The organism is Nocardiopsis sp. FR4 (genome assembly GCF_009830945.1).
Classification (GTDB): Bacteria; Actinomycetota; Actinomycetes; order Streptosporangiales; family Streptosporangiaceae; genus Nocardiopsis.
On the sequence record NZ_VWVV01000030.1, the window covers coordinates 12,356 to 37,458 of the forward strand.

General features: G+C 73.2%; 23 protein-coding genes. 15 read left to right on the plus strand and 8 right to left on the minus strand.

The features are described from left to right. Positions 1-12: 12 nt before the first annotated feature. The 8 genes from FYW95_RS22920 to FYW95_RS22955 all read left to right on the plus strand — a co-directional run bounded on the left by FYW95_RS22920 (position 13) and on the right by FYW95_RS22955 (position 9,125). A complete protein-coding gene (locus tag FYW95_RS22920) occupies positions 13-1,146 on the plus strand; it encodes a Gfo/Idh/MocA family protein (protein ID WP_159944042.1) in 1,134 nt (377 codons plus the stop codon). Beyond that, complete coding sequence (locus tag FYW95_RS22925; RefSeq protein WP_160050802.1) at positions 1,143-2,738, plus strand: sugar ABC transporter ATP-binding protein; 1,596 nt, start codon at positions 1,143-1,145, stop codon at positions 2,736-2,738. The genes FYW95_RS22920 and FYW95_RS22925 overlap by 4 nt, the downstream gene beginning before the upstream one ends. After that, on the plus strand, positions 2,735-3,820 hold the full coding sequence (locus FYW95_RS22930; protein WP_159943961.1) for an ABC transporter permease: 1,086 nt from the start codon (positions 2,735-2,737) through the stop codon (positions 3,818-3,820). Before FYW95_RS22925 ends, FYW95_RS22930 begins: the two co-directional genes overlap by 4 nt. Then, entirely contained in the window at positions 3,817-4,899 is a 1,083-nt protein-coding gene (locus FYW95_RS22935; RefSeq protein WP_159943962.1) for an ABC transporter permease, read from the plus strand. Before FYW95_RS22930 ends, FYW95_RS22935 begins: the two co-directional genes overlap by 4 nt. Before the next feature lie 2 nt (positions 4,900-4,901). Next, positions 4,902-6,107: a substrate-binding domain-containing protein gene (locus FYW95_RS22940; protein ID WP_159943963.1), complete on the plus strand. Its 1,206-nt coding sequence runs from the start codon at positions 4,902-4,904 to the stop codon at positions 6,105-6,107. After that, positions 6,108-6,974 (plus strand): sugar phosphate isomerase/epimerase family protein, encoded by an 867-nt coding sequence (locus FYW95_RS22945; RefSeq protein ID WP_160050803.1) that lies wholly within the window; start codon positions 6,108-6,110, stop codon positions 6,972-6,974. A gap of 433 nt (positions 6,975-7,407) precedes the next feature. Next, positions 7,408-8,067 carry a hypothetical protein gene (locus FYW95_RS22950; RefSeq protein WP_160050804.1) on the plus strand — a complete coding sequence of 220 codons (660 nt, stop codon included), beginning with the start codon at positions 7,408-7,410 and terminating at the stop codon, positions 8,065-8,067. Between the two features lie 53 nt (positions 8,068-8,120). After that, a complete protein-coding gene (locus tag FYW95_RS22955) occupies positions 8,121-9,125 on the plus strand; it encodes a sugar phosphate isomerase/epimerase family protein (RefSeq protein WP_159943966.1) in 1,005 nt (334 codons plus the stop codon). A gap of 33 nt (positions 9,126-9,158) precedes the next feature. Here FYW95_RS22955 and FYW95_RS22960 read toward each other — a convergent pair whose 3' ends face one another. From FYW95_RS22960 to FYW95_RS22975, 4 genes are all read right to left on the minus strand, one after another. Next, positions 9,159-9,404, minus strand: coding sequence for a hypothetical protein (locus tag FYW95_RS22960; RefSeq protein WP_159943967.1), 246 nt, complete (start codon positions 9,402-9,404; stop codon positions 9,159-9,161). Between the two features lie 130 nt (positions 9,405-9,534). Beyond that, positions 9,535-9,906 (minus strand): hypothetical protein, encoded by a 372-nt coding sequence (locus FYW95_RS22965; protein WP_159943968.1) that lies wholly within the window; start codon positions 9,904-9,906, stop codon positions 9,535-9,537. Positions 9,907-9,998: 92 nt separating this feature from the next. After that, a complete protein-coding gene (locus FYW95_RS22970) occupies positions 9,999-10,496 on the minus strand; it encodes a hypothetical protein (RefSeq protein WP_159943969.1) in 498 nt (165 codons plus the stop codon). Between the two features lie 283 nt (positions 10,497-10,779). Next, complete coding sequence (locus FYW95_RS22975; protein ID WP_159943970.1) at positions 10,780-11,478, minus strand: carbonic anhydrase; 699 nt, start codon at positions 11,476-11,478, stop codon at positions 10,780-10,782. A gap of 490 nt (positions 11,479-11,968) precedes the next feature. Between FYW95_RS22975 and FYW95_RS22980 the strand changes: the two genes are divergently transcribed. From FYW95_RS22980 to rsgA, 5 genes are all read left to right on the plus strand, one after another. After that, on the plus strand, positions 11,969-12,502 hold the full coding sequence (locus FYW95_RS22980; protein ID WP_160050844.1) for a TetR/AcrR family transcriptional regulator: 534 nt from the start codon (positions 11,969-11,971) through the stop codon (positions 12,500-12,502). An 82-nt stretch (positions 12,503-12,584) separates the two neighbouring features. Beyond that, complete coding sequence (locus tag FYW95_RS22985) at positions 12,585-13,442, plus strand: MHYT domain-containing protein (protein ID WP_159943971.1); 858 nt, start codon at positions 12,585-12,587, stop codon at positions 13,440-13,442. Between the two features lie 58 nt (positions 13,443-13,500). After that, positions 13,501-14,265: a class I SAM-dependent DNA methyltransferase gene (locus FYW95_RS22990; RefSeq protein ID WP_159943972.1), complete on the plus strand. Its 765-nt coding sequence runs from the start codon at positions 13,501-13,503 to the stop codon at positions 14,263-14,265. A 391-nt stretch (positions 14,266-14,656) separates the two neighbouring features. Beyond that, positions 14,657-15,532: an MHYT domain-containing protein gene (locus FYW95_RS22995; RefSeq protein ID WP_159943973.1), complete on the plus strand. Its 876-nt coding sequence runs from the start codon at positions 14,657-14,659 to the stop codon at positions 15,530-15,532. 210 nt (positions 15,533-15,742) lie between these two features. After that, entirely contained in the window at positions 15,743-16,855 is a 1,113-nt protein-coding gene (rsgA, locus tag FYW95_RS23000) for a ribosome small subunit-dependent GTPase A (RefSeq protein ID WP_159943974.1), read from the plus strand. 100 nt (positions 16,856-16,955) lie between these two features. On the opposite strand, the gene FYW95_RS23005 is transcribed toward rsgA, so the two are convergent. Together FYW95_RS23005 and metG are read right to left on the minus strand one after the other, a co-directional pair. Further along, positions 16,956-17,879: a TatD family hydrolase gene (locus FYW95_RS23005; protein ID WP_159943975.1), complete on the minus strand. Its 924-nt coding sequence runs from the start codon at positions 17,877-17,879 to the stop codon at positions 16,956-16,958. 80 nt (positions 17,880-17,959) lie between these two features. Beyond that, positions 17,960-19,777 carry a methionine--tRNA ligase gene (gene metG / locus FYW95_RS23010; protein ID WP_159943976.1) on the minus strand — a complete coding sequence of 606 codons (1,818 nt, stop codon included), beginning with the start codon at positions 19,775-19,777 and terminating at the stop codon, positions 17,960-17,962. A 247-nt stretch (positions 19,778-20,024) separates the two neighbouring features. Between metG and FYW95_RS23015 the strand changes: the two genes are divergently transcribed. Then, entirely contained in the window at positions 20,025-20,471 is a 447-nt protein-coding gene (locus FYW95_RS23015) for a hypothetical protein (protein ID WP_159943977.1), read from the plus strand. An 81-nt stretch (positions 20,472-20,552) separates the two neighbouring features. Then, on the plus strand, positions 20,553-23,210 hold the full coding sequence (gene secD / locus FYW95_RS23020) for a protein translocase subunit SecD (RefSeq protein WP_159943978.1): 2,658 nt from the start codon (positions 20,553-20,555) through the stop codon (positions 23,208-23,210). A 160-nt stretch (positions 23,211-23,370) separates the two neighbouring features. Here the strand turns inward: secD and FYW95_RS23025 are convergent, their stop codons facing one another. Together FYW95_RS23025 and rsmI are read right to left on the minus strand one after the other, a co-directional pair. Next, positions 23,371-24,033, minus strand: a complete 663-nt coding sequence (locus FYW95_RS23025) for an AIM24 family protein (RefSeq protein ID WP_159943979.1) — start codon at positions 24,031-24,033, stop codon at positions 23,371-23,373. 107 nt (positions 24,034-24,140) lie between these two features. Next, on the minus strand, positions 24,141-25,022 hold the full coding sequence (gene rsmI, locus FYW95_RS23030) for a 16S rRNA (cytidine(1402)-2'-O)-methyltransferase (protein WP_159943980.1): 882 nt from the start codon (positions 25,020-25,022) through the stop codon (positions 24,141-24,143). Between the last annotated feature and the right edge of the window lie 81 nt (positions 25,023-25,103).

A 25,103-nucleotide genomic window follows, 5' to 3' on the forward strand; every position in this document is an offset into this window, starting at 1 on the left:
CCGGGCATGTCAGTGAGCAAGGTCACAAGTCTGGGCGAGGTGGCGGACGCCGAGCACTCCGCCCCGCACGCCTACCGCGCCGCGGTGATCGGCACCGGCTTCATGGGCCGGGTCCACGCCCACGCCGTCCGCGCCGCCGGAGGCGAGGTGGTCGGGGTGGCGGGCTCCTCGCCCGACAAGGCCGAGCGGTTCCGCGCCGCCCACCGGGCCGGCCGGGCCCACGCCGACGCCCTGGAACTCCTGGGCAGCGACGACGTGGACGTGGTCCACGTGTGCGTCCCCAACCACCTGCACGCGCCGCTGAGCCTGGCCGCCCTGGCCGCCGGCAAACACGTGGTGTGCGAGAAGCCCCTGGCCACCGACGCCGCGACCGCCCGCGAGATGGTCGACGCCGCTCGCGAGGCCGACCGGATCGCCGTGGTCCCCTTCGCCTACCGCTTCCACCCGATGGCCCGCGAGGCGCGCGCCCTGGTCGCCGCCGGCTCCCTGGGCCGCCTCACCCTGGCCCACGGGGGCTACCTCCAGGACTGGCTCCTCCGCCCCGAGGAGGACAACTGGCGGGTCGACCCCGCGCTCGGCGGCCCCAGTCGCGCCTTCGGCGACATCGGCTCGCACTGGTGCGACATGCTGGAGTTCGTCACCGGCGACCGCATCAGCGCGGTGAGCGCCCTGACCGCGCGGACCAACGACACCCGGGCCGGGCGCCCGGTGGCCACCGAGGACCTGGTCTCCCTCCAGTTCGCCACGGCGGGCGGGATGATCGGCAACGCGGTCGTCAGCCAGGTCTCGCCCGGACGCAAGAACCAGCTGGTGCTGGAGGTTACGGGCACCGAGGGGTCGCTGGTCTTCGACCAGGAGCGCCCCGAGACCCTGTGGGCGGGCGGCCGGGGGCGCTCGACCGTGATCTCCCGCGACGACCCGGCCCTGAGCGCCGACGCCGCGCGTCTGGCCACCGTCCCCGTGGGGCACCCGCAGGGCTACCAGGACTGCTTCAACGCGCTGGTGGCCGACACCGGAGCCGCGATAGCCGGAAGTGCGCCCGAGGGCCTGCCGGTGTTCGCCGACGGCCTGCGCGCCGCGGTCCTGGCCGAGGCCGTGCTGACCTCGGCGCGCGAGCGCCGCTGGGTCGAGGTGGCTGCGACGTGAGCGGCGCGCCCCTGCTCCGGATGCGCGGCATCACCAAGTCCTTCCTGGGCGTGCGCGTCCTGCACGGCGTGGACCTGGACCTGTACCCCGGACGGCTGCACGCCCTGGTCGGTGAGAACGGCGCGGGCAAGTCCACGCTGATGAAGGTGCTGGCCGGGGTGCACCGCCCGGACGGCGGCACCGTCGAACTCGACGGGGAGCCGGTCGCCTTCGAGCACCCGGTGCAGGCCCAGCGCGCGGGCGTGGCCACGGTGTTCCAGGAGTTCAACCTCCTGCCCGAGCGCACCGTCGCCGAGAACGTCTTCCTGGGCCGCGAGATCCGCCGCCGCGGGCTGGTGGACGGCCGCGCCATGGAGCGGGCCACCGGTGAGCTGCTCGCCGGACTGGACCTGGAGGGGATCGCCCCCGGGGCCCGGGTGCGCTCGCTGTCGGTGGCCCAGCAGCAGGTGGTGGAGATCGTCCGGGCGCTCTCGTTGGAGGCGCGCGTCATCTCCATGGACGAACCCACCGCCGCGCTGGCCGACCACGAGGTGGAGGCGCTCTACCGGATCATCGGCCGCCTGCGCGAGCGCGGGGTGGCGGTGCTGTACGTGTCGCACCGGATGCGGGAGATCTTCGACCTGGCCGACACGATCACCGTGCTCAAGGACGGACACCGGGTCACCACGGTCCCCGCCGGGGAGATCACCCCCGCCGAACTGGTCCGCCGGATGGTGGGCCGTCCGGTCTCGGCGGTCTTCCCCGAACCCCTGGAGCCGCACGGGGAGCACGTGGGCCGGGTACGGCTGTCGGTCTCCGGGGGCGGCAACGCCCAGCTGGACGGGATCGGCTTCGAGGTGCGCGGCGGCGAGATCCTGGGCATGGCCGGGCTCCAGGGCAGCGGGCGCACCGAGGTGGCGCACGCGCTGTTCGGGGTGGAGCGCTTCACCCGGGGCGAGGTGCGCGTGGACGGGCGCCGGATCGATCCGCGCTCGCCGCTGCGGGCCGTGCGCGCCGGGCTGGCCCTGGTCACCGAGGACCGCAAGGCGCGGGGGCTGGCGCTGCACCAGTCGGTGGCGGCCAACGGACGCCTGGTCCTGGACGCGGTCTGGCCCTTCGGTTCGGCCCGCCGGGCGCGGCGGCTGCCCGGCATCCTGTCCTCGGTGGAGCTGGTCGCGCGCGGCGGCCACGACCAGGAGGTGCGCTACCTGTCCGGCGGCAACCAGCAGAAGGTGGTGCTGGCCAAGTGGCTGGCCGCCGAACCCGGGGTGATGGTGCTCGACGAGCCCACGCGCGGCATCGACGTGGGCGCCCGGCAGGCCGTCTACCGGTTGGTGCGGGAGCTGGCCGCGGCCGGGGTGGCCGTCGTGCTCATCTCCTCGGAGCTGCCCGAGCTGATCGGGATGGCGGACCGGCTGCTCGTGCTGCGGGACGGGCGGGTGGCGGGCGAGCTCCCCGGCGGCGCCAGCGAGGAGGCCGTCATGGCGATGGCCACCGGCTCCCCGCACGGGGGGCCCGCACCGGAGGCCGTGGACCCGCGCACGCACCCGGCCGCCTCCCCCTCCGACGGACCGCCCCCGCACCCGTCACGGCACGAGGAGGCCGCCCCGTGACCCGCCTTCCCTCCCTCCTCCCCCGCGGACCGGTCCCGAGGCCGGGCACCACCGGCCTGGTCTACCTGGCCCTGGCGGTGCTGCTCGCGCTCGGCGCGGCCCTGGTGGCCGCGCGGGGCGGCAGCCTGTTCACCACCGCCACCACGGTCGACCTGTTCACCCGCAGCAGCCTGCTGGGGTTCCTGGCCATCGGCCAGACGCTGGTCATCCTGTGCCGCTCCCTGGACCTGTCGGTGGGCTACGTCGCCGCCCTGTCCACGGTGGTCGCGGCCACCACCATGGCGGGCGACCCGTCCCGCATACTGCTGGGCGTGGGCGCGGCGCTCGGCCTGGCCGGACTGATCGGGCTGGTCAACGGCCTGGTGGTCACCGGTCTGCGGGTCAACCCGTTCATCGCCACCCTGGGCACGGGGCTGGTCATCAAGGGGTACCTGGACACGAACTTCCAGGGTCCGGCCGGATCGGTCCCGGCCGCCTTCCAGGCCCTGGGCTACACGCGGATCGGCGTGCTGCCGGTGTCCACGCTGGTGATGCTGGGCGCCGCGGTGGCGGCGGTGGTGTTCCTGCGGCGCACCCGGATGGGCTACCACATGTACGCCGTCGGCGGCGACGCCGAGGTGGCCCGGCTCTCGGGCATCCGCGCCGGGGTGCCCACGGTCACCGCGCACGTGCTGTGCTCGGTGGCGGCTGGAACCGCCGGTCTGCTGCTGGCCGCGCGCTTCGGCACCGGCAGCGCCACCGTCTACGGCAACGGCTACGAGCTGGAGGCCATCGCGGCCGTGGTCCTGGGCGGCACCTACCTGCTCGGCGGGCGCGGCGGCGTGGCCGGAACCCTGGCGGGGGTGTTCATCCTCGCCACGCTCGACACGGTGTTCAACGTGCTGGGGGTCGACCCGTTCGTCAAGGACGTGCTGCGCGGCGTCATCGTGATCGCCGCCGTGGCCGTCTACGCCCGCGGCCAGCACTCCCGGGCGGCCGTCCGGGTGCGCTTCCCCCCCGGCGGGGCGCCGCCGCCCGCCCCCGGGCCGGATTCCGGCACCGGCCCCGCCGCCCCCGCGCAGCCCCTCGGAGGCTCCCGATGACCCCGACCCCCTCCCCCGGCACGCGCGCCCCCCAAGACCCGCCCGCGCGCTCCCCGTGGTCCGCGCTCGCCGCCGCGGGCCGGGGCGGCACCGCCACCGTCGCCCTGCTGCTGGCCCTGGTGTTCGTCGTCATCGCCACCCAGAACCCGTCGTTCTTCGAGGGCCCGCCGCTGATGGCCTTCGCCAAGAAGGCCGCGCCGCTGGTGATCCTGGCGATCGGCCAGTACCTGGTGATCGTCTCCGGCGAGTTCGACCTGTCGGTGGGCTCCCTGGTGGGCGCGCAGGTGGTGGTCGCGGCGCGGCTCATCGACGGCGAGGAGTCCAACACCCTGCCGGTGATCGGCCTGATGCTGGCCTTCGGCCTGGTGGTGGGCCTGGTCAACGGCCTGGTGACCACGCTGCTGCGGGTCCCGTCGATCATCACCACGCTCGGCACGATGCTGATCCTGTTCGGCGCCGTGCGCTACTGGACCGGCGGCGCGCCCACGGGCGCCCTGTCGGAGTCCTTCCGGGTCCCCGGCCGCGGCGGGATCGAGGGTGTACCCCTCCTCGGCCAGATCCCCTGGGCCCTGGTCGTCGCGCTGGTGCTGGCGGTGGCTGCCGTGCTCCTCATGCGCTCCCCGTGGGGCCGCACGCTGGTGGCCACGGGCGACAACGACCTCGCCGCGGCCTTCTCGGGCGTGCGGGTGTGGCGGGTGCGCACCCTGGCCTTCGTCGGCTCCTCCCTGCTGGCCACCGTCGCCGCCGTCCTCATCGGCGGGTTCGCCGGGGTCACCGCGCAGGTCGGGGAGGGGCTGGAGTTCACCGCGATCACCGCCGTGGTGCTGGGCGGGGTCGTGCTGGGCGGCGGCCGCGGCACGGTGCTGGCCGCGGTCCTGGGCGCCCTGACCGTGGAGGCGCTGTTCACCCTGTTCAACCAGCTCTACCTGCCCTCGACCATCCAGCCGTCGGTGCAGGGGCTCATCATCATCGCCGCGGTGGCCTATGCGGCCCGCCGGGGCGGCCTTCGACTGCCGGAGCGCCCGCGACGGCGACCGGACCATCCCGCCGAGCCGGAGCTCGGTACTTCCAGGAGGTAACCATGCGCGTCCCCCGCGTGCTGTTCGCCGGCGCCGCCGGCCTGACCCTGATGCTCACCGCGTGTACCACCGACGCGCCCGACGACTCCCCGGAGGGCGGGGGCGGCGCGGCCGGCCTGACCCCGGACGCGGAGTGGTTCGACCGGGAGGAGTTCGAGGCCCAGCTCGCCCAGCGCGAGGCCACCCCGGAGGGGCCCGAGGACGAACCCTGGATGCAGGCGATCAACCCCGAGTGGACCGACACCTCCGCCTTCGTCCACGACTCCCCCGGGGACGCCACGGTGTGCTTCTCCAACGCCTCGGTGTCCAACCCCTGGCGCGTCACCGGCTTCATCACGATGGAACAGCAGGTGGAGGCGCTCCAGGAGGAGGGCAGGATCGGGGAGTTCCGGGTCTCCGACGCCGCCGACGACGACAACCAGCAGATCTCCGACATCCAGGCCTTCGTGGACTCCGGGGACTGCGACGCCATCATCATCTCGCCCTCCACCACCGCCACGCTGACCCCGGCCGTGGAGACCGCCTGTGAGAGCGGCGTCCCGGTGATCGTCTTCGACCGCGGTGTCAACACCGACTGCATGGTCACGTTCATCCACCCGATCGGCGGCTACGCCTTCGGCGCGGACGCGGCCGAGTTCCTCGTGGAGGAGCTGGAGCCCGGGTCGACGGTGCTGGCGCTGCGCATCCTGCCCGGCGTGGACGTGCTCGAACACCGCTGGGCGGCGGCCCAGGAGGTCTTCGGCGACAGCGAGCTGGAGGTGCTCGGCTACGAGTTCACCGAGGGCGACGGCGCCCGGATCAAGGACCTGGTCTCCCAGCACCTCCAGCGCGGCGAGGTCGACGGCGTCTGGATGGACGCCGGGGACGGTGCCGTGGCCGCCTTGGAGGCCTTCGAGGACGCCGGGCAGCCCTACCCGGTGATCTCGGGCGAGGACGAGCTGAGCTTCATGCGCATGTGGAAGGAGGAGGGCCTCACCGCCGTCGCGCCGGTCTACTCCAACTTCCAGTGGCGGACCCCGGTGCTGGCCGCGGGCATGATCCTGGCCGGTGAGGAGGTCCCCGCGGAGTGGGTCCTGCCCCAGGAGCCCGTCCGCGAGGACGAGCTGGACGAGTACCTGGAGCGCAACGCGGACATGCCCGCCCTGCACTACGCGAAGTTCGGCGGCGAGGACCTGCCGGGCTACCCCGAGGCCTGGACGGAGCGGTAGGTGCGCACGCTGGGGGTCAACACGTGGGTGTGGACGTCGCCGCTGACCGACGCCGCCCTGGAGCGGATCGCTCCCCGCGTGGCCGCGTGGGGATTCGACCTGATCGAGCTGCCCGTGGAGGAGGTCGGCGACTGGGACCCCCGGCGCGCCCGGAACCTGCTGGACGGTCTGGGCCTGGCGGCCGGCGTCGTGCTGGTCATGAAGCCGGGCCGGGAGCTGGTCGCCACCGACGCGGCCACCCGTTCGGCCACACAGGACTACCTCAGAGGGGTCGCGGACACCGCGGCGGCGGTCGGCTCCCCCGTCGCCGCGGGCCCGGCCTACGCCTCGGTCGGCCGCACGTGGCGCACCTCCCCCGGAGAGCGGGCGGGAATGGTCGCCGAACTGGCCGAGGCGCTGGCCCCCGTGACCGGGTACGCCTCGGAGGCGGGGGTCCTGCTCGCGGTGGAGCCGCTCAACCGGTACGAGACCAGCGTGCTCAACACGGTGGACCAGGGGCTGGAGCTGATCGACGCCCTGCCGGACGGGCAGTGCGCCCTGGCCCTGGACCTGTACCACATGAACATCGAGGAGCGGGACGTGGCGGCGGCCGTCCGGAGGGCCGCCGGTCGCATCGGACACGTGCAGGTGTGCGCGAACGACCGGGGCACCCCCGGCGCCGACCACCTGGACTGGAGCGGGATCCTCGGCGCCCTGGACGAATCGGGGTACCGGGGGCCCCTGGTGATCGAGTCGTTCACGGCGGACAATGCCAGCATCGCCACGGCGGCCTCCGTCTGGCGACCGTTGGCGGCGAGCCAGGACGCGATCGCCGTCGACGGCCTGGCCTTCCTTCGTTCCCTGACCCGACGGGAGGGGTCCCCGTGACCGCACGCGCGCCGAGGCTCCCCCTCGTGTCGGCCGGTGACCGTCCGGAGCGGTGCGCCCACGCGCGCGTCCGCGCCCCGGCCGGCCCGTCCGCCGCCGTGTCCGCACCACGGTCGGCGGCCGTCCGGGAACGGGAGGGCCGAGTCCCCACCCCCCGCTCGGTGCCGCGCCCACCGGAAAGCGCATGCTGCAGTAGGGCGGCTCCCTCCGCGAAGGAGACGTCACCATGTCCGAACAGTCCACTCCGGGCTCCAGGTCCCGGTCCGGGTCCCCGTCACAGTCACAGCCTCCCGGCGGGGACCGCTCCCCCGGCGGGCCCCCGTCCGCCGGCACGGAACGGCCCGGGCCCCGGGGCCCGTCGTCCCGTTTCGGCCGCCTGCCCTCCTCCGGCCGCCCGCCCTCCCCAGGCCGGGAGCCGCGGGACCCCGACCCGGTGGCGGCCACAGCCGCGACCTGGTGGCTCACGGGGGTCTCGCTCGCGGTGGCCGGTGCCGTCGTCGCCGCCTCCGTCGCCCTCCACGGCGGCGGGAACCCCTCGGCGGACGGAGCCGGGATCCCGGCCGCCGAAACCCTCGTCTACCAGCCCGACGCCGACCGGGTCGGCGAGCTCGTCCCGCACGCCAGCGCGGCCCGTGCGGGACTGGTGCCCGTGCTGCTGGAGATGGAGGAGTTCCTGCCCACGGACGGCTCCCACCCGCCCCTGGACATGACCGACGCCTCCACCGTCCACTCCTGGCGCACCGGTGTGCAGTCGGCCGCGGCACACCTGGGCGAGCCGCCCGAGGGCACCGAGGCCCACGATCTCGCCCACGCGGGGCTGGTCTCCTCCGTCGAGCTGCTGTCGATGGCGGTCCAGGCCTACTCCGGGGCCGCGCTGGTGGAGGACCAGGACCTGCGCATGGACGTCCTGCACATCGCGATGGACCTGCGCGACCAGGCGGTGCGGTCCTGGTCGGTGGCAGCCGCCCACCTCGACATGGTCAGCGCGGACACCGGCCACGGCCGCGTCGACCTGGACCTGCCCGCCGCCGGAGGGACGGCCCCGCGCCCCGGCGGCGGGGAGGGGGACGCCGGGGACGGACACGACCACTGAGCCCGGAGCCCCGGGCTCGGCGCACACCCGCATCGAAAGAGGAAGACACCGACATGCCGCGACCCGTGACCCTCTTCACCGGACAGTGGGCCGACCTGCCCTTCGAGGAGGTGTGCTCCCTGGCCTCCTCCTGGGGCTACGACGGCCTGGAGATCGCCTGCTGGGGCGACCACCTCGACGTCGTCCGCGCCGCCGAGGACGACGACTACGTGCACGACCGGCTGGAGGTGCTCAGGCGCCACGGGCTCGGCGTGTGGGCGATCTCCAACCACCTGCTCGGACAGGCCGTGTGCGACGACCCGATCGACCACCGCCACCGGGACATCCTGCCCGCGCGGGTGTGGGGCGACGGCGAGCCCGAGGGGGTGCGGCGCAGGGCCGCCGAGGAGATGCGCACCACCGCGCGCGCCGCCGCGCGGCTGGGCGTGTCCACCGTGGTCGGCTTCACGGGCTCGGCGGTCTGGAAGTACGTGGCGATGTTCCCGCCGGTGGGAGAGGAGGTCATCGAGGCCGGGTACCGGGACTTCGCCGACCGCTGGAACCCGGTCCTGGACGTGTTCGACGAGGTGGGCGTGCGCTTCGCGCACGAGGTGCACCCCTCCGAGATCGCCTACGACTACTGGTCGACCCAGCGGGCGCTGGAGGCGGTCGGCCACCGGCCCGCGTTCGGCCTGAACTGGGACCCCAGCCACATGGTGTGGCAGGACATCGACCCGGTCGGGTTCCTGTGGGACTTCCGGGACCGGATCTACCACGTGGACTGCAAGGACACCCGCAAGCGGGTGGGCAACGGCCGCAACGGGCGGCTGGGCTCCCACCTGCCCTGGGGCGACCCGCGCCGGGGCTGGGACTTCGTCTCGACCGGACACGGCGACGTGCCCTGGGAGGACTGTTTCCGCACGCTGAACGCGATCGGCTACACGGGTCCGATCTCGGTGGAGTGGGAGGACGCCGGGATGGACCGGCTGGTCGGGGCGGCCGAGGCGGTGGAGTTCGTCCGGTCCCGGGCCTACGACCCGCCGGAGGCCTCCTTCGACTCCGCCTTCGGGTCGGGCTGACCGGGGGCGCCGGGGCCCTCCTGGCGGCGGCGCCTACATCATGGGGGCGATGACCACCCGGTAGCGGCCGCCGTCCTCGGTGGAGACGTCGCGCCGGAAGTCGTTGACCCGGTTGACGGAGCTCTGGACGGCGTCGCTGCCGAAGGCTGCGGTGTCCACGGTGGGCAGGTGCTCCTTGACCGCGCGCACCGCCTCGTCGACGGACATGGCGGTGTCTCTGCGCTCGGGGGTCACGCGCCGACCGTCGTCGGTGAGGCTGCTGATCACGATCCGGAACATACCGGGTCTCCCTGCGGCGTCGGGGGGCTGACACCGGCATTGTCCCGCATTCGCCTCGGACGTGGGAACGGTCCCGGGAGGGCGCCGTGGCCGGGGGAGGGCGCCCCTCCCCCGGCTGCCGAGGGCCTGGTCAGACCTCCAGCGTCCCCTCGATGGACCTGAGCCGGTGCCGGGCCAGGGCGAGGTTGCCGCGCGCGCGGTCCAGGGCCAGGTAGAGGAAGAGCCCCTGCCCCTTGCGGCTGGTGAGCGGTCGGATGATGTGGTACTGACCCGACAGGGTGATGAGGATGTCCTCGATCGCGTCGTTGAGCCCGAGCTGGTCCATGGTGCGCATCTTGGCGCGGACCACCTCGGTGTTCCCGGCCGCGGCGACGTTGAGGTCGAGCGCGTTGGTGGAGGCGAGGGTGCCCAGGGCCATTCCGCTGCTGTAGTCGACGACGGCGGCGCCCACCGCGCCCTCGATCGCCATCATTTCCTTGAGGCCGGTCTCGATGTTCGGCATAGCGTTCTCTCTCCTTGGAATACGTCGGCGCAACCCTTTGTCGGTCATCCAGCGCCGCAGCCCCGCGACGCTTCGACGGGACGGAACGGGGGTCACGCGGCCACCGACCGGGACCGGTCGACGGGCAGTGCGCGGAGCGCGGTGAGCACGCGTTCCAGGACTCTGCGGTCCACGGGTGAGGCGGCGCGGGCTCCTGTGCGGGGCCGGTCCCGGTCGCGCCGGGGCGGCTGGCCGCCGCCTCCGGGGGCCGGCGGCGGCACGCGCGCGGTGCGCGCGAGGCGGCGCAGCCGCCGCAGGGCGAAGGCGAGGTTGCCCTCGGCGCGGGACATCCGGACCCGCAGGCACAGGTCGGAGTCCTTCAGCGCGGCGAAGAGCAGGTGGTGGTCGGCTTCGGTGACGACCACGTCCTCCAGGGTCTGGGTCGCGCACAGCGGACCCGCGTGGATGGCGTGGAGGATCGCCGCGGTGTCCGTGGCACGGTCGTCGGCTCCGACCCGGACGAGGGTGCGACCGCCCCGCCAGTCCACGAGGCAGACACTGCGCACCCCCGGCGTTTCGAGCATCTCCCGCAACTGCTGGTCGAAGCGCACGGTGGTCCTTTGTGAAGGCGGAACCGGATCTGTCCACGTCCCGCGATGAATCAGGCGAACTGTCCTTTGCGGACACCACGAGAATAGGGACCGCACGTTCACTCCGCAGGCCTTTCGGTGTTTTTTTGCTTTCTGCCTCACGTGGGGGGTTTTTGTTTTCTGTGGCCGAGAAAAAGAGAAGTGATCGACCGGAACGCTCCGGTCGATCACTTCTCGCGCCGTATGGGCTGCTCGGGCCCTGGGTCCCGGCCTGGAAAAAGGGTTCCTTTTCCGGGAGGGGAACTCAGAGCCAGACGACCTCGGAGGAGGCCAGGTCGTACCGGGCCGGGACGATGGTCAGGCTTCCGGAGTCCACCCGCTCGCGCAGGTCGGCGTCGACCCGGAGCTGGTCGGCGATGTACCCGGCGTTGGCCCGCACACAGGCGTCCACGAAGTCGTCGCCGCCGCCGGGGGTGGACTCGACCACGGGGAGGATCTTCTCGACGAGGTAGCCGACGTGGCCGTGGGGGACCTCGCCGGTCCGGTGCGCCTCCACGGCGGCGCTGACCGCGCCGCACGAGGCGTGGCCCATGACGACGATCAGGGGAACCTCGAGGTGCTCGGCGGCGTAGCTGATACTGCCCAGCACGGACTCGTCCAGCACCTGGCCCGCCGACCGGATGGTGAACAGGTCTCCGAGGCCGCGGTCGAAGACCAGCTCGGGCGGGACCCGGGAGTCGGCGCAGCCGAGGATCACGGCGAAGGGGCTCTGCCCCTGCACCATCTCGGCTCTTCGCGCGGGCCCCTCGTTGGGGTGGCGCGAGGCGTACCGGCGCCAGCGCTTGTTCCCCTCCTTGAGGAGGCGCAGCGCCTGCCTGGCGTCCCCCTGGACCGACGAGGACACGGAGGCGGACCAGGCGGGGGCGGCCGCGGCGGCGGTGACCGCGGCTCCGACTCCTCCGACGAGCGAGGCGCGCAGGGCGCCACGACGGGTGATAGCCATGGGGGCTCTCATTCTGAACTCGGGCAAATAAGGATTTTTGCCTTCAAACGAGGGCCAAGCTACTCTTGTGCCGCAAATCAGTTCAAGGGCCTTTAACGCCGCCCTAACACGCCGTGATGGCGCCCACGAAGAAACCCACCGGAGGCACCGGAGGGCCATTTCGTGTATTTCTGATCTTGTTTTTCACGTTCTTCACGGCGAGCCCGACGGACCCTCCACAAGGGCCCCGGCCCCGGCCGGGACCGCGCGGACGCGGACCGGAGCGCGGCGCCGGGGGCGACGAGGACCCCGGGCGGAGCGGGGCTAGAATGCGTTCCTGACCGACCGTTCATTAAGAAACCCTGGCGGCGGCCCACCGGACCGCGCCCACCAGGTAGATTCGACAACCGTGTCCCGATCTTCCTCTGCCGAACCAGTGCCCGCCCGCCGAGGGGCGGCGGGCCGACGGCGCTCCGGCCGTCCCGGCCACGACGCCGACTCCGTCCTGCGCGTGGCCGCGCGCGTGTTCAACGAGCGCGGGTACGACGGCACGAGCATGGAGGACCTGGCGCGCGCCCTGGGCGTGACCAAGTCGGCCATCTACCACCACGTCACCGGCAAGACCGAACTGCTGCGCCGCTCACTGGACCTGGCCATGGACGCGCTGTTCGCGGTCACCCGCGAGGAGGCCGCGACCACCGGACCGGCCATCGACCGGCTGGAGCACGTGCTGCGCGGCAGTGTCCGCGTGCTGGTGGCGGAACTGCCCCACGTGACCCTGCTGCTGCGGGTGCGCGGCAACACCGAGGTGGAGAAGCGCGCGCTGGAGCGGCGCCGGGAGTTCGACCGCCTCGTCGCCGACCTCGTGCGCGAGGGCGCCGCGGACGGCGACATCCGCGCGGACGTGGACCCGGCGGTGGCGGCCCGCCTGCTGTTCGGCATGGTCAACTCGATCGCCGAGTGGTACAAGCCGGACCGCGGGCTGGACGCCGAGGAGATCGCCGACACCCTGGCCGGGATCGCCTTCGCGGGCCTGCGCACCTGAATCCGGACCGCACTCCCTAGGATGGGCCCCGCGCAGGAAACCTGACTGTCAGTGCATCCCCCGGGCCTGAGGAAGTGCCACCGTGATCGACCACTTCAGCTACGGCTTGCTGACCCCCGCGATCGCCTACGCGGTCTCCGCGACCGGTTCCTTCGTGGGGCTGATGTTCGCCGTGCGGGCCCGGAGCTCCGTCGGCGCCGCCCGCTGGACGTGGCTGCCGCTCAGCGCGGTCTGCCTCGGCGGAACCGCCGTGTGGTCGATGCACTTCATCGCCATGATGGGCTTCCAGGTCTCCGGCGTGGCCCTGCGCTACGACGCCGTCCTCACGGTGGCCAGCGGGCTGCTGGCCGTCGCCGCCATGGGATCGGCCCTGTACCTGAACACCGTCCGCCGCACGCGGGCCTCCCTGCTGACGGGCGGGGCGGTCGCCGGAGCGGGGATCGTCGGCATGCACTACATCGGCATGGCCTCCATCCAGATGCGCGGCCACCTGGGCCACAACCCGCTGCACGTCGTCCTGGCCGCGGTGATCGCCCTGGTCGCGGCGACGGTCGCCCTGTGGTTCGCGCTGCGGCTGCGGGGCGTGCTCGCCATCATCGCCGCCTCCCTGGTCATGGGCGTGGCGGTCACCTGCATGCACTACACCGGCATGTTCGGCGTACACGTCACCCTGGAGGAGGCGCCGGGCGCGGCCCCGCTGCCCGGCTCGACCGCCGCGGAGCTGCTGCTGCCGACGGTCATCGGCCTGTTCGTCTTCCTGTTGGTGTGCAGCCTCTTCCTGCTGCTGGGCGAGGAGGAGCCCGCACCGCGCCGCGCCACCGCCGCGCCGGACGAGGACGCGGTTCCCGCGCTCGCGCCCGCGGAGGAGGCCGGCGGCAAGGACACCGGGCGCTACGGCGGGCGCCACCGCTCCGGCCGCCGCCGGGCCTCCCGGAACTGAACGCCGACCCCACGGAAAACCCCGTGACCGCGCGCCGGTGAACGTCCACCATGGCCGCATGGTGGATCGACACTTCTCCGAGCCGGACCTGGCCGAGCTCTACGACTACTTCAGCTTCTGGCGGTGCTCCCCCCAGGACGACTTCTACCTCGACCTGGTCATGGACGCCCGCGCCGTCCTGGACGTGGGCTGCGGGACGGGCAAACTCCAGCGGGTGGCGCGTGAACGCGGGCACACCGGGCGCCTCGTGGGGCTGGACCCGGCCGACGCGATGCTGGAGGTCGCCCGGCGGGACCGGGACGACATCGAGTGGATCACGGGCGACCTGGTCTCCGGTCCCCACGGCGCGGAGGGGGACGCCCCCCTCACCGGCGGGTTCGACCTGGTCGTCATGTCCGGGCACGCCTTCCAGGTGTTCACCACCGACGAGGAGCTGCGCGCCAACCTGGCGGCCGTCCGAAGGGTGCTGACGGACGACGGCCGGTTCGTCTTCGAGACCCGCAACCCGGGAGCGAGGGGCTGGGAGGCGTGGAGCCCCGAGCGGGTGCGCACCGTGGAGGGCCCCGGCGGGCGCGGGGCCACCTGTGTGCACCGCCTGAACGCGGTGGAGGGCGACCTGGTCACCTTCACCTCCGACTACGTCGTCGAGGGCTGGAGCCGGCCCAGGAGCAGCCGCAGCACCCTGCGCTTCCTGGACGCCGCCGCCCTCAACGGGTTCCTGGAGGAGGCGGGGCTGCGGGTGAGCGCCCAGTACGGGTACTGGGACCGAAGCCCGCTCACCGCCGCCAGCGAGGAGATCATCACCTTCGCCCGCCCCGCCTGAGCGGCCTCTCCCGGGCCAGCCCCGGAGAGGGTGCTCCTCAGCCGCGGTCACCGCGTCTCCGGCCTCGATCGCCTTGGCCGACCCGTCGGCCGTCACCGCGGCCGTACCGGGCACGAATCGGACGCGGGCCAGATGACGACGCGTTCCGGAGACCCCGGTCCGCGAACGGGAATCCCGGGACCCGATCGCCACCCCCTTCCATAACCCGCAGTAACGCCTCGGGCACGCCCGGGAACACTGTGCGGACCCATCGTCACGCACTCGATTCGCTGCGTCGTCCCTGATCACATCGTGACAAAGAGGATCCCTCATCCCCTGGCCCCCACCGGCAACCCTGCCTACTATCCATAACCTGACCACGATGTGACCAAGGTCATGGAAAGCGGGAGCCGTGCTCGACCTCCTCACCCAGGACTGGATGACCCCGGTCTTCGCCTTCGCCGTCTCCGCGATCGGTGCCTTCCTCGGACTCTCCTTCGCCTCCCGCGCGCACCGTGTGAGAGGCATCTCCCGGTGGCAGTGGCTGGCCATGGCCTCCGTCGCGCTCGGCGGCATGGCCGTGTGGTCGATGCACTCCATCGCGATGATGGGCTTCTCCCCGCCGGGGGTGGCCGTCCGCTACGACCCCCTGCTCACCCTGGCCAGCGGACTCCTCGCCACCGCCGCCATGGCCGCCGCGCTGACCGTCTCGCTCCTGCGCAGGACGACCGTCGGACTCCTGGCCGCCGGGGTCATCGCCGGAGGGGGCGTCGCCGGGATGTACTACACGGGCATGGCCTCGATGAACGTGCACGGCAGCATCCACCACGACCCGCTGTACGTGATCCTGGCCTGTGCCATCGCGCTGGTGGCCGCCACCGCCGCCCTGTGGTCCGCCTCCCGGTTGCGCGGCCACCTGGCCATCATGGGCGCCTCCGCGGCGATGGCGGTCGCACTGACGGGCATGCACTACACCGGCATGGCGGGCGTGCGCATCGAGCCGCCGCGGTTCGTGCGCTTCGGCGCCCCCGACGGGTCCACCGCGGCCGACCTGGCGCTGCCCCTGATCGTCGGCCTGTTCGTGTTCCTGCTCATCTGCAGCCTCTTCCTGCTGCTGGGGGTGGAGGAGGAGCGCCCCTCCTACGGCGCCCGACCCGCCGTCCACTCCGCCCCGCCCGGGGCCACGGCCGCGCGGGACACCGCCCCTCCGGGCTACTTCCCCCGGCACGCCAACGCCGCGCCGCCCGCGGCGGGCGGCTCCGACGACGTGTGGACCAGGCGCCGCTGAGCCCACCGCCGGAAAAACCACTGGCCCCGGCCTCCCGCGGGGTTCTAAGCTGCCCGGGCCGGAGCGCCGCGACCACGGCGGCCCGCGACGAACGAGAGGAGAAGAGCCATGCCTGCCACTGGTTCCCACCCCGTCTCCGTGATCGTCCGCGAGCCCTGAGGGAGCGAGAAGGGCATCCCTCCGGACGGCTCGCCGTACAGAGAGTCCGTCGTGAGTACGCACCACAGCACAGACACGCCCCCTGAGCACCCGCTGACCGCGCTGGGGTGGAATCCGCGGGTGGAGTCGGCCTTCGGGGCCGTCGCCGCCGCGAGCGCCCACCCCCTCGTCCCCGGGCGCGTGGCCTCCGCCCGCCGCGGCGCGGCGGTGGTCCACCTGCCCGAGGAGGCGACCGCCGACTACTCCCCCGCCGTCACCAGGGCGGCGCAGGCCGATCCGTCCACCGCCCCGTGCGGCGGCGACTGGGTCGCGCTGCGCCGGTCCGGGGACGCCTGGACCGTCGAGGCCGTCCTCGAACGCGCGAGCCGCCTCGTCCGCCAGGGCGTGGCCAGGAACTCGTACGACCAGGTGCTGGCCGCCAACGTCGACGCGGTCCTCGTCTGCGAGGCCGCCGACCAGGGACCCAACGTGGGGCGCCTGGAGCGCTTCCTGAGCCTGGCCTGGGCCAGCGGGGCGACCCCGGTCGTGGCCGTCACCAAGGCCGAACTCGCCGGGGACCGCCTGGCCCAGACCGTGGAACTCGTCGCGTCGGTGACCACGGGCGCCGACGTGTACGCCGTCAGCGCGCACACGGGCCTGGGCCTGGCGGAGCTGTCCGCGCGACTGCTGCCCGGCACCACCTGGGTGCTGCTGGGCACCTCCGGAGCGGGCAAGTCCAGCCTGGTCAACGCCGTGGCCGGGCGCGCGCTGACGGACACCGGCCAAATCCGCCAGGACGGGCGGGGACGGCACACCACCACCTCCCGCCAGCTCCTGCGGCTGCCCGGCGGCGCGCTGGTCCTCGACATCCCCGGCGTGCGGCGCATCGACGTGCCCGGCGCCGAGGAGGGCGTGGACCGGACCTTCGCCGACGTCCGGGAGCTCGCCGGGCGGTGCCGCTTCCGCGACTGCGCGCACGGCGCCGAGCCCGGCTGCGCGGTCACCGCGGCCGTGGACGAGGGCGAGCTGGACGCGCGCCGCCTGGAGCGCTGGAACCGGCTGCGGCGCGAGGCCGAGTGGAACCGCGCCCGCGGTGACGCCCGCCTGCGCGCCGAGCGCAGGAGGGAGTGGAAGGCCGCCGAGCGAAAGGCCAGGGAGAACGCCTGGCTCAAACGCGGCCGGTAGGCCCGCCGGGCGCGCGGGAACGCCCGCGCGCGGCCCCTCGCGAAGGCGGCCGCTGAGGCCGGGCCCTCCCCGCCCCTCCGGGCGGGAGGGCCCGGTCCGCTCAGAAGCCGAAGGCCCGCCGCGCGTTGCCCGCGATGGTCCCGGCCAGCTCGTCCTCGTCCAGGCCCTTGACCCCGGCCAGCGTCCGCAGCGTGTGCGGGATGAGGTAGGGCGCGTTGGGACGGCCCCGGTAGGGCTTGGGGGTGAGGAAGGGGGCGTCGGTCTCCACCAGCATCAGCTCCGGAGGGGCCACGGCCGCCGCCTCGCGCAGCGACTCGGCGCTGGCGAAGGTGACGTTGCCCGCGAAGCTCATGAAGTAGCCGTGCTCGGCGCACACCTTGGCCATCGCGGCGTCACCGGAGAAGCAGTGGAAGACCACGGTGTCCGGTGCGCCCTCCTCGGCGAGGATCCGCAGCACGTCCTCGTGCGCGTCGCGGTCGTGGATCATCACGGCCTTGCCGTGCCGCTTGGCGATGGCGATGTGGCGGCGGAACGACTCCTCCTGGGCCCGCGCCCCCTCGGGGCCGGTGCGGAAGGCGTCCATACCGGTCTCGCCGACCGCCACCACCTGGGGCAGGGCGGCGAGCTCGTCGATCCCCGCCAGCGCCTCCTCCAGTCCGGCCGCTCCCCCGGCCGGACGCGTCTTGCCCGCCCAGTCGGTGTCGTCGACCTCCACGCCGGGTGCTCCGTCGCCGTGCACGATGCGCGGCGCCTCGTTGGGGTGCAGGGCCACGGCCGCCCACACCTTCCCCGGGTGGCGCTCCGCGACCTCGGCCGCCCACCGCGACGAGGACAGGTCCACGCCCACCTGGACGAGCGGGGTCACGCCGACGCTCTCGGCGGTGGCGATGACCTCCCCGACCTCGGGGGCCTGCATGTCCATGTGGGTGTGGCTGTCGGCCACGGGGACACGCAGGGGCTCGGGTGCCGGCGGGGGCGTCTGGCTGTTGCGCTCCCGGACCGCTCTCCCGCTGCGCTTGCCCATGTTCACGTTCCTCCACGAAGGCGCGCCGGCGGGCGGTGCCCGTCGGCGCGGTCGCTGTGCTTTCCGGTGTGCTCCCCGGCCTAGCCGGCGGCCCGCTCCAGGCGGGCCAGCTCCTCGTCCACCACCGACTGGTCGAGCTTGGCGAACAGGGGCTCCGGGCGGCTGAGCGGGGTCCCCGGCACGATCGGCCGGGACTCCCAGCGCGCCTCGTCGCCGGCGTAGTCCCCGGTGACGACCGGGTAGTCCACCTCCTCCTCGGAGCCGCCGATCCGGTCGTGCCCGGTCTCGATCCGCGGCATACCGGTCCAGGTGCCCGTGCCGCCGAGCATCGCGTACACCTTGTTCGCCGACTCGGGCAGGTAGGGCGTGAGCAGCGTGTTGGCGTCCTGCACCAGCTGCAGGGCCACGTGCAGCACGGTGGCCATCCGCTCGGGGTCGGTCTTCTTCAGCGCCCACGGGGCCTGGTCGGAGATGTACTTGTTGGCCTCGGCCACGGTGCGCATGGCCTCCTGTAGGCCCGCCTTGAACTGGGACCGCTCCAGCCGCTCGCCGACCCGGGCGAACGCGGCGCGGGAGTCGTCCAGCACGCGGCGGTCCTCGTCGGTGAGCTTTCCGGCCTCGGGGATCTCGCCCAGGTTCTTGGCCGCCATGGAGATCGAGCGGTTGACCAGGTTGCCCCAGGCCGCGACCAGCTCGTCGTTGTTGCGGCGCACGAACTCGGCCCAGGTGAAGTCGGTGTCCTGGGTCTCGGGCCCGGCGGCCATGATGTAGTAGCGCAGCGCGTCGGCCGAGTAGCGCTCCAGGAAGTCGCGCACGTAGATCACCACGCGGCGCGAGGAGGAGAACTTGCGCCCCTCCATGGTGAGGAACTCGCTGGAGACCACCTCGGTGGGCACGTTGAGCCTGCCCAGCGGGCTGGGGTCGCCGCCCCGGTCGCCCTCGCCGTTGGCGCCCAGCAGGATCGCGGGCCAGACCACCGAGTGGAAGACGATGTTGTCCTTGCCCATGAAGTAGTAGGACCGGGCCTCGTCGCCCTGCCACCAGCGTCGCCACGCCTCGGGCTCACCGATCCGCCGGGCCCACTCGATGGAGGCCGACAGGTAGCCGATGACCGCGTCGAACCACACGTACATGCGCTTGTTGTCGTTGTCGCTCCAGCCCTCCAACGGGACGGGCACGCCCCAGTTGAGGTCGCGGGTGACCGCGCGCGGCTGCAGGTCCTCCACCAGGTTCAGGGAGAACTTGAGCACGTTGGGCCGCCACTGGCCCTCCTTGCCCCGGAGCCAGTCCGTGAGCACGTCGGCGAAGGCGGGCAGGTCGAGCATGAAGTGCTCGGTGTCCACGAACTCGGGCGTCTCGCCGTTGATCCGCGAGCGGGGCGAGATGAGGTCGATGGGGTCGAGCTGGTTGCCGCAGTTGTCGCACTGGTCGCCGCGCGCGCCGTCGTAACCGCAGATCGGGCAGACGCCCTCGATGTAGCGGTCGGGCAGCGTGCGGCCGGTGGACGGGGAGACCGCGCCCTTGGTGGTGCGGGCGAAGACGTACCCGTTCTCGTACAGCGCGGTGAACAGCTGCTGGGCGATGGCGTAGTGGTTGCCTGTGGTGCTGCGGGTGAACAGGTCGTAGGACAGCCCGAGCCCGACCAGGTCCTCGGCGATGATCCGGTTGTAGCGGTCGGCCAGTTCCCGGGCGGTGACGCCCTCCTGGTCGGCCAGCACCTGGATCGGGGTGCCGTGCTCGTCGGTGCCGCTGACCATCAGCACGTGGTTGCCCGACATTCGCTGGAAGCGGGAGAAGACGTCGGAGGGCACTCCGAAGCCGGACACGTGGCCGATGTGGCGCGGTCCGTTGGCGTAGGGCCAGGCGACCGCGGTCAGGATGTGGCGATTCGACGACATGGTCCAAGCCTAAAGGGGTCGGGGGCCTGCCGCGCACCTCACGGCGCCGCCCGCGGCCGGTCGGCGCGGCACCGGATCGGGGGGCGGCGGCACCGGATCCCGGGGACGGGGGACAGCGAACGGGGAGCGAAGGGACATTCCCCGGGGCTTGCCCCTACCCGTATGCTCTGCTGGACGAGATGTGCGAACCGGGACACCGGCGGCGGACGACGCCCCTGCCCGGTCCCGACCCGAGGCGGTGGTCACCATGGTTACCGGTGCCCTACCCCGTCCTGCCCGGCACACCACCGCGCTGCTGACCAGCGTGGTGCTGCTCGTCGTCCTCTCCTTCCCCGTCGCCTCCGGCGGCGAGCGGACGTCCGCGTCGGCCCTGCCCCCGCACGGCTGGCTGAGCGCCCCCGCACACGCGTCAGCCGAGCCGGACCGGCGGGAGCGGGGCACCGCGCGCGAGCGCGCGGACCTGGCCGAGAACCCGATGCTGACCGTCGGGCCGCCCGCCTCCACCTGCGACCAACGTTCGGTGCTGCGTGACCTCCCGGACGCCGTGCCCAGCTGCGCGCTGCGCCTGGCGGTGTGGGACCAGCCCTGGTGGCCGCTGCCTCCCCCGACCGCCGACCCCGTTCCCGAACAGGTCGCCGCCGGGGAGCTGCCGCCGACACGGGCTCCCCCTCTCACCGCGAACACCACCGTCTGACCATCCCCGGACACCCCCCGCCCGGGTCCCACCGGGCATGCGCCGGGACCACCCGTATTCGCAGTGAGAGGTACCGACCCCTTGTCCAGTCAAACGGGAGCGGGAGGGCGCTGGACACGCGCCCTCATCTCCCTTCTCGTCATCCTCGTCGCGTTCGGCGCGGCGTGGTTCATCCCGCCGCGCCTGGGGCTCGACCTCAGCGGCGGCACACAGATCGTCCTGGAGACCCAGGACGGACCCGACGGCACACCCGCCAACTCCGAGAACACCGACAAGGTCGTGGAGGTGCTGCGCCAGCGCATCGACCGCCTCGGCGTGGCCGAGGCGACCCTGTCGCGCTCCGGCGAGAGCCGGATCATCGTCGAGCTGCCCGGCGTGCAGGACCCGGCGGAGGCCGCGCAGATCGTCGGCCGGACCGCCCAGCTGTCCTTCCACCCCGTGCTCGGCGTCGGCCAGGCGGGCGGCCAGGGCGTCCAGGCCCCGGCGGGCGACTTCGCCAACGCCCCGAGCGCGGACGAGGCACGCGCCCCGGCCGACACCGAGGGCGGTGACGAGGCCGCCGACCCGGGGGCCGAGGGCACCGGGGGCGGCGGCGAGGAGCTGACGCCCGAGCAGATGGAGGAGCTGCTGGGCGGCATGGGCGGCCAGCAGCAGGGCCAGGCCGGCCCCACCGCGGAGAACCCCGAGGACGTCGTGATGACGCTCCCGGACCAGGACGGCACCTACCTCCAGCTGGGCGGGACCGCGCTCAAGGGCGAGCAGGTCGCCAGCGCCGAGGCGGTGCTGGACAGCGTCAACCGCACCCAGTGGACGGTCAACGTCGACTTCCGCCGCGAGGGCGGCAGGCAGTGGACCGACCTCACCGCCGACGCGGCCTGCTACGAGCAGGGCGATCCGCGCCGCCGGGTGGCGATCGTGCTGGACGACCAGATCATCTCCGCCCCGGAGGTCAACCCGGAGTTCTCCTGCGACGTGGGCATGCCGGGCAGCTCCATGGTCATCACCAGCCCGTCTTTCACCAGTGAGAGCGCGAGCGAACTGGCCGTGCTGATCGAGGGCGGCTCGCTGCCGCTGCCGGTCACCGAGGTCCAGCGCCAGACCGTGGGCCCGACCCTCGGTGCCGCCGCGATCCAGGCCAGCGCCATCGCCGCCGTCCTGGGCCTGGCGTTCACCGCGCTGTACATCACCCTGGTCTACCGTCTGGTCGGCTTCCTGGCCTCCCTGGCGCTGGGGTTCTACACGCTGATCGCCTACGGGGCGCTGGTCGCCATCAACGCCACGCTCACCCTGCCGGGCCTGGCGGGCTTCGTGCTGGCCATCGGTATGGCCATCGACGCCAACGTGCTGATCTTCGAACGCGCACGCGAGGAGCACCAGCGGCAGACGAGGGTCTACGAGGCCAACAAGTCCGCGGGCATGCGCGACGCCACCGAGGACGAGGCGGCCAGGGCCGAGGCCGGGGTGCTCACGCGGCGCCGCCGCCGGGCGATCCCGCCGAGCCTGGAGAAGGCCTTCGTGGAGGGCTCCCGCAAGGCGTGGAGCGCGGTCATCGACACCAACATCACCACGCTCATCGCCGCGGCCCTGCTGTTCCTCTTCGCCTCCGGCACGGTCCAGGGCTTCGGTGTGACGCTGAGCATCGGCACCCTGGTCTCGATGTTCTCCGCGCTGGTCATCGCGCGCGTGTTCGTCGAGTGGGCGGTGCGCCGCGCGGTCATCCGCAAGCACCCCGCGGTCAGCGGTCTGAACAGGGTCGGCGGGATCCGCCGCTGGCTGGTCGAGAAGAGCCCCGACATCATGAGGCACCGCGCCAAGGGCTTGATCGTGGCGGCCCTGATCGTGGTGGCGGCCGTGGCCGCGCCCCTGGTCCGCGAGGCCAACCTGGGCGTGGAGTTCACCGGCGGCCGGGTGCTGGAGTACGAGATCACCGGGGACGGGGACCTCTCGGTGGACGGGGCCCGCGAGGTCATCTCCGGGCTCGGCTTCCCCGGTTCGGACACGGCGGTGGTCCAGGAGGCCGGGGACGGCGACATCTCGGTGCGCACCGGCAACATCTCCGACACCGACGCGGCGCAGATCGCCGACGCGCTGGACGAGGAGACCGGCGGCGTGGAACTGGTCAGCGACGAGCTGATCGGGCCGAGCATGGGCGACGAGCTGCGCAACCGGGCGCTGATCGCCCTGGGCGCGGCCCTGGCGCTGCAGATGGCCTACCTGGCCTGGCGGTTCCGCTGGTCGTTCGGGGTGTCCACCATGCTGTCGCTGGCGTTCAACCTGGTCCTGGTGATCGGGCTGTTCATCTGGCTGGGCAAGCCGATCGACGGCGTGTTCCTCGCCGCCCTGCTGAGCGTCATCGGCTTCACCGTCAACGACACGGTGGTGGTGTTCGACCGGGTGCGCGACGAGTGGGCCAGGGACGAGAAGTCGTCCTTCGCCGAGATCGCCAACCGCGCGGTGCTCAACACCCTGCCGCGTACCGTGAACACCTCGGTCGGCGCGCTGATCATCCTGGGCTTCCTGACCTTCCTCGGCGGGTCCTCGCTCCAGGACTTCTCCATCGCGATGCTGGTCGGTCTGAGCACGGGTGTGCTCTCCACGGTGTTCGTCGCCGTCCCGCTGGCCATCTGGTTGCAGAGGTGGGACCGGACGGATCCGCCGCACGTGGTCAAGGAGCGCAAGGCCAGGCAGAGGGTGGCCGCCAAGGCCGCCCGCGAGGCCGACGACGGCGCGGTCGTGTAGCGGCGGTCGCCGCATGCCGCGGCGGCCGGGTGGCGACCCGGTCGCACGGCGCGGGGCCCCGGGGACGGGTTTCGTCCCCGGGGCCCCGTCGTGTCCGGCGCACCCGGCGGACCGGGAGCCGGGAGACCGGTCCGGTGGGAGTCCGGCCCGTGTGGGGAGGTCAGCCCGCCTGGGCGGGCTGCGGGGCGCCCTCGGAGGCCTGCACCAGGACGAAGCCCTGGCCCTCCAGGGAGAGCTGGAAGGCCTCGCCGCTGCCGCGGCCGATGAGCGCCCCGGCCTTGGCGGTGCGGCGCACGCCCGTGCGCAGCGTGCTGGACCACGCGACCGCCGCGTCGGTGTCCACGAAGGTCGGCTGGTCGATGTTGAGCAGCACCGGGGCGCCGTGGCAGGCGATGGCCACCCTGCCGTGCCCCGAGAAGACCGTGTTGAACAGGCCTCCGGTCATCATCCCGGCGCCCTCGACCCGGCGGATGTCCCAGCTCAGCCCCGGCTCGAAGGCGAGCACGTTCTCACCGTTGACCGTGATCTGGTCGCCCTCCAGGTCCACCAGGTGGACGTCCCAGGCGTCGCGGGCCAGGAACACGTCCCCGCGCCCGGTCACCCGCATCAGCGGCATGCCCTCGCCGGTGAACGCCTTCTTCAGGAACCGGCCGACGCTGCCCGCCCCCTCGTAGGAGAAGTCGATCTGGCCCTGGTAGGCCACCATGGTGCCCTGCCGGGCGAGGAACTCGCCGTTGAGGCCGACCCTGAGCATCTTGTGGTTCTGCAGGTGCATCCCCGGCTGGCTGGTCTCCTGCGCCTGCTGGAAGAGCTGACTTCTCATGAACGTTCCTCATCGACGGTCGGGCTGAACACCGGCAACACGCGCACCGACGGGCGCACGCATCGAATAGGACGCGCCGGAGGGAAAAAGGTTCCGGCCCGCCCGGGTCACCCCCCGGCGGCGATCCCGTGCACGAGGTCGTAGACCCGGCGCTTGGGCACGCCCGTCTCCCTGGCCACGCGGGTGATCGCCTCCTTGCGGCGCACGCCCTCCTCCTCCAGGGCCGCGACCGCGGCCAGCAGGTCGGCGTCGGTGGTCTCCTCCGGGCGCTGGCGGGCGCCCTCCACCACGACGGAGATCTCGCCCCGCACCCCCGGCGCGGCCCACTCCGCCAGCTCACCGAGGCCGCCCCGGCGCACCTCCTCGTAGGTCTTGGTCAGCTCACGGCACACCGCGGCGCGCCGGTCGGCCCCGAAGGCCGCGGCCATCGCCTCCAGGGTGGCCGCGAGGCGGTGCGGGCTCTCGAAGAAGACCATGGTGCGGCGCTCGGCGGCCAGGTCGGCCAGGTAGCCCGCCAGCCCCTTGCGGGGCGGGAAGCCCTCGAAGCAGAAGCGGTCGGTGGGCAGGCCCGAGACCACGAGGGCGGTGGTCACCGCGGAGGGCCCGGGAATGGCGGTCACCGGGATGCCCTCCCGGGCGCAGGCGGCGGCCAGCCGGTAGCCCGGGTCCGAGACCCCGGGCATCCCGGCGTCGGTGACGACCAGCACGTCGCGCCCGCCGCGCAGGTCGGCGAGCAGCTCGTCGGTGCGGCGGCTCTCGTTGGCGTCGTAGTAGGACACCACGCGCGCGCCCGCCTCCCCGCCCAGGCGTACGTTCGCGCGGGAGGCGAACTGGCGTAGCCTGCGTGTGTCCTCGGCGGCGATGACGCGCGCGCCCTCCAGCGCGCGCAGCAGCCGGGGCGGCGCGTCCTCCAGGTTTCCGATGGGCACCCCGGCGAGCGTCAGGGTTCCCGCCGCCCCCGTCCCAGCTCCGCCCTCAACCACTGTCATCCCCGTCCTGTCGCGCTACGGTGGGCTCTATCACGCCACCCGAAACCTGGTTTCGTGGTCCGTCCGCAAAGGACAACCATC

Coding starts and splice junctions, on each gene's coding strand:
- FYW95_RS22935 (WP_159943962.1), top strand. CDS start 3,817: ATGACCCCGACCCCCTCCCCCGGCACGCGCGCCCCCCAAGACCCGCCC.
- FYW95_RS22940 (WP_159943963.1), top strand. CDS start 4,902: ATGCGCGTCCCCCGCGTGCTGTTCGCCGGCGCCGCCGGCCTGACCCTG.
- FYW95_RS22955 (WP_159943966.1), top strand. CDS start 8,121: ATGCCGCGACCCGTGACCCTCTTCACCGGACAGTGGGCCGACCTGCCC.
- FYW95_RS22960 (WP_159943967.1), bottom strand. CDS start 9,404: ATGTTCCGGATCGTGATCAGCAGCCTCACCGACGACGGTCGGCGCGTG.
- FYW95_RS22965 (WP_159943968.1), bottom strand. CDS start 9,906: ATGCCGAACATCGAGACCGGCCTCAAGGAAATGATGGCGATCGAGGGC.
- FYW95_RS22975 (WP_159943970.1), bottom strand. CDS start 11,478: ATGGCTATCACCCGTCGTGGCGCCCTGCGCGCCTCGCTCGTCGGAGGA.
- FYW95_RS22990 (WP_159943972.1), top strand. CDS start 13,501: ATGGTGGATCGACACTTCTCCGAGCCGGACCTGGCCGAGCTCTACGAC.
- FYW95_RS23005 (WP_159943975.1), bottom strand. CDS start 17,879: ATGGGCAAGCGCAGCGGGAGAGCGGTCCGGGAGCGCAACAGCCAGACG.
- metG (WP_159943976.1), bottom strand. CDS start 19,777: ATGTCGTCGAATCGCCACATCCTGACCGCGGTCGCCTGGCCCTACGCC.
- FYW95_RS23015 (WP_159943977.1), top strand. CDS start 20,025: ATGGTTACCGGTGCCCTACCCCGTCCTGCCCGGCACACCACCGCGCTG.
- FYW95_RS23025 (WP_159943979.1), bottom strand. CDS start 24,033: ATGAGAAGTCAGCTCTTCCAGCAGGCGCAGGAGACCAGCCAGCCGGGG.
- rsmI (WP_159943980.1), bottom strand. CDS start 25,022: ATGACAGTGGTTGAGGGCGGAGCTGGGACGGGGGCGGCGGGAACCCTG.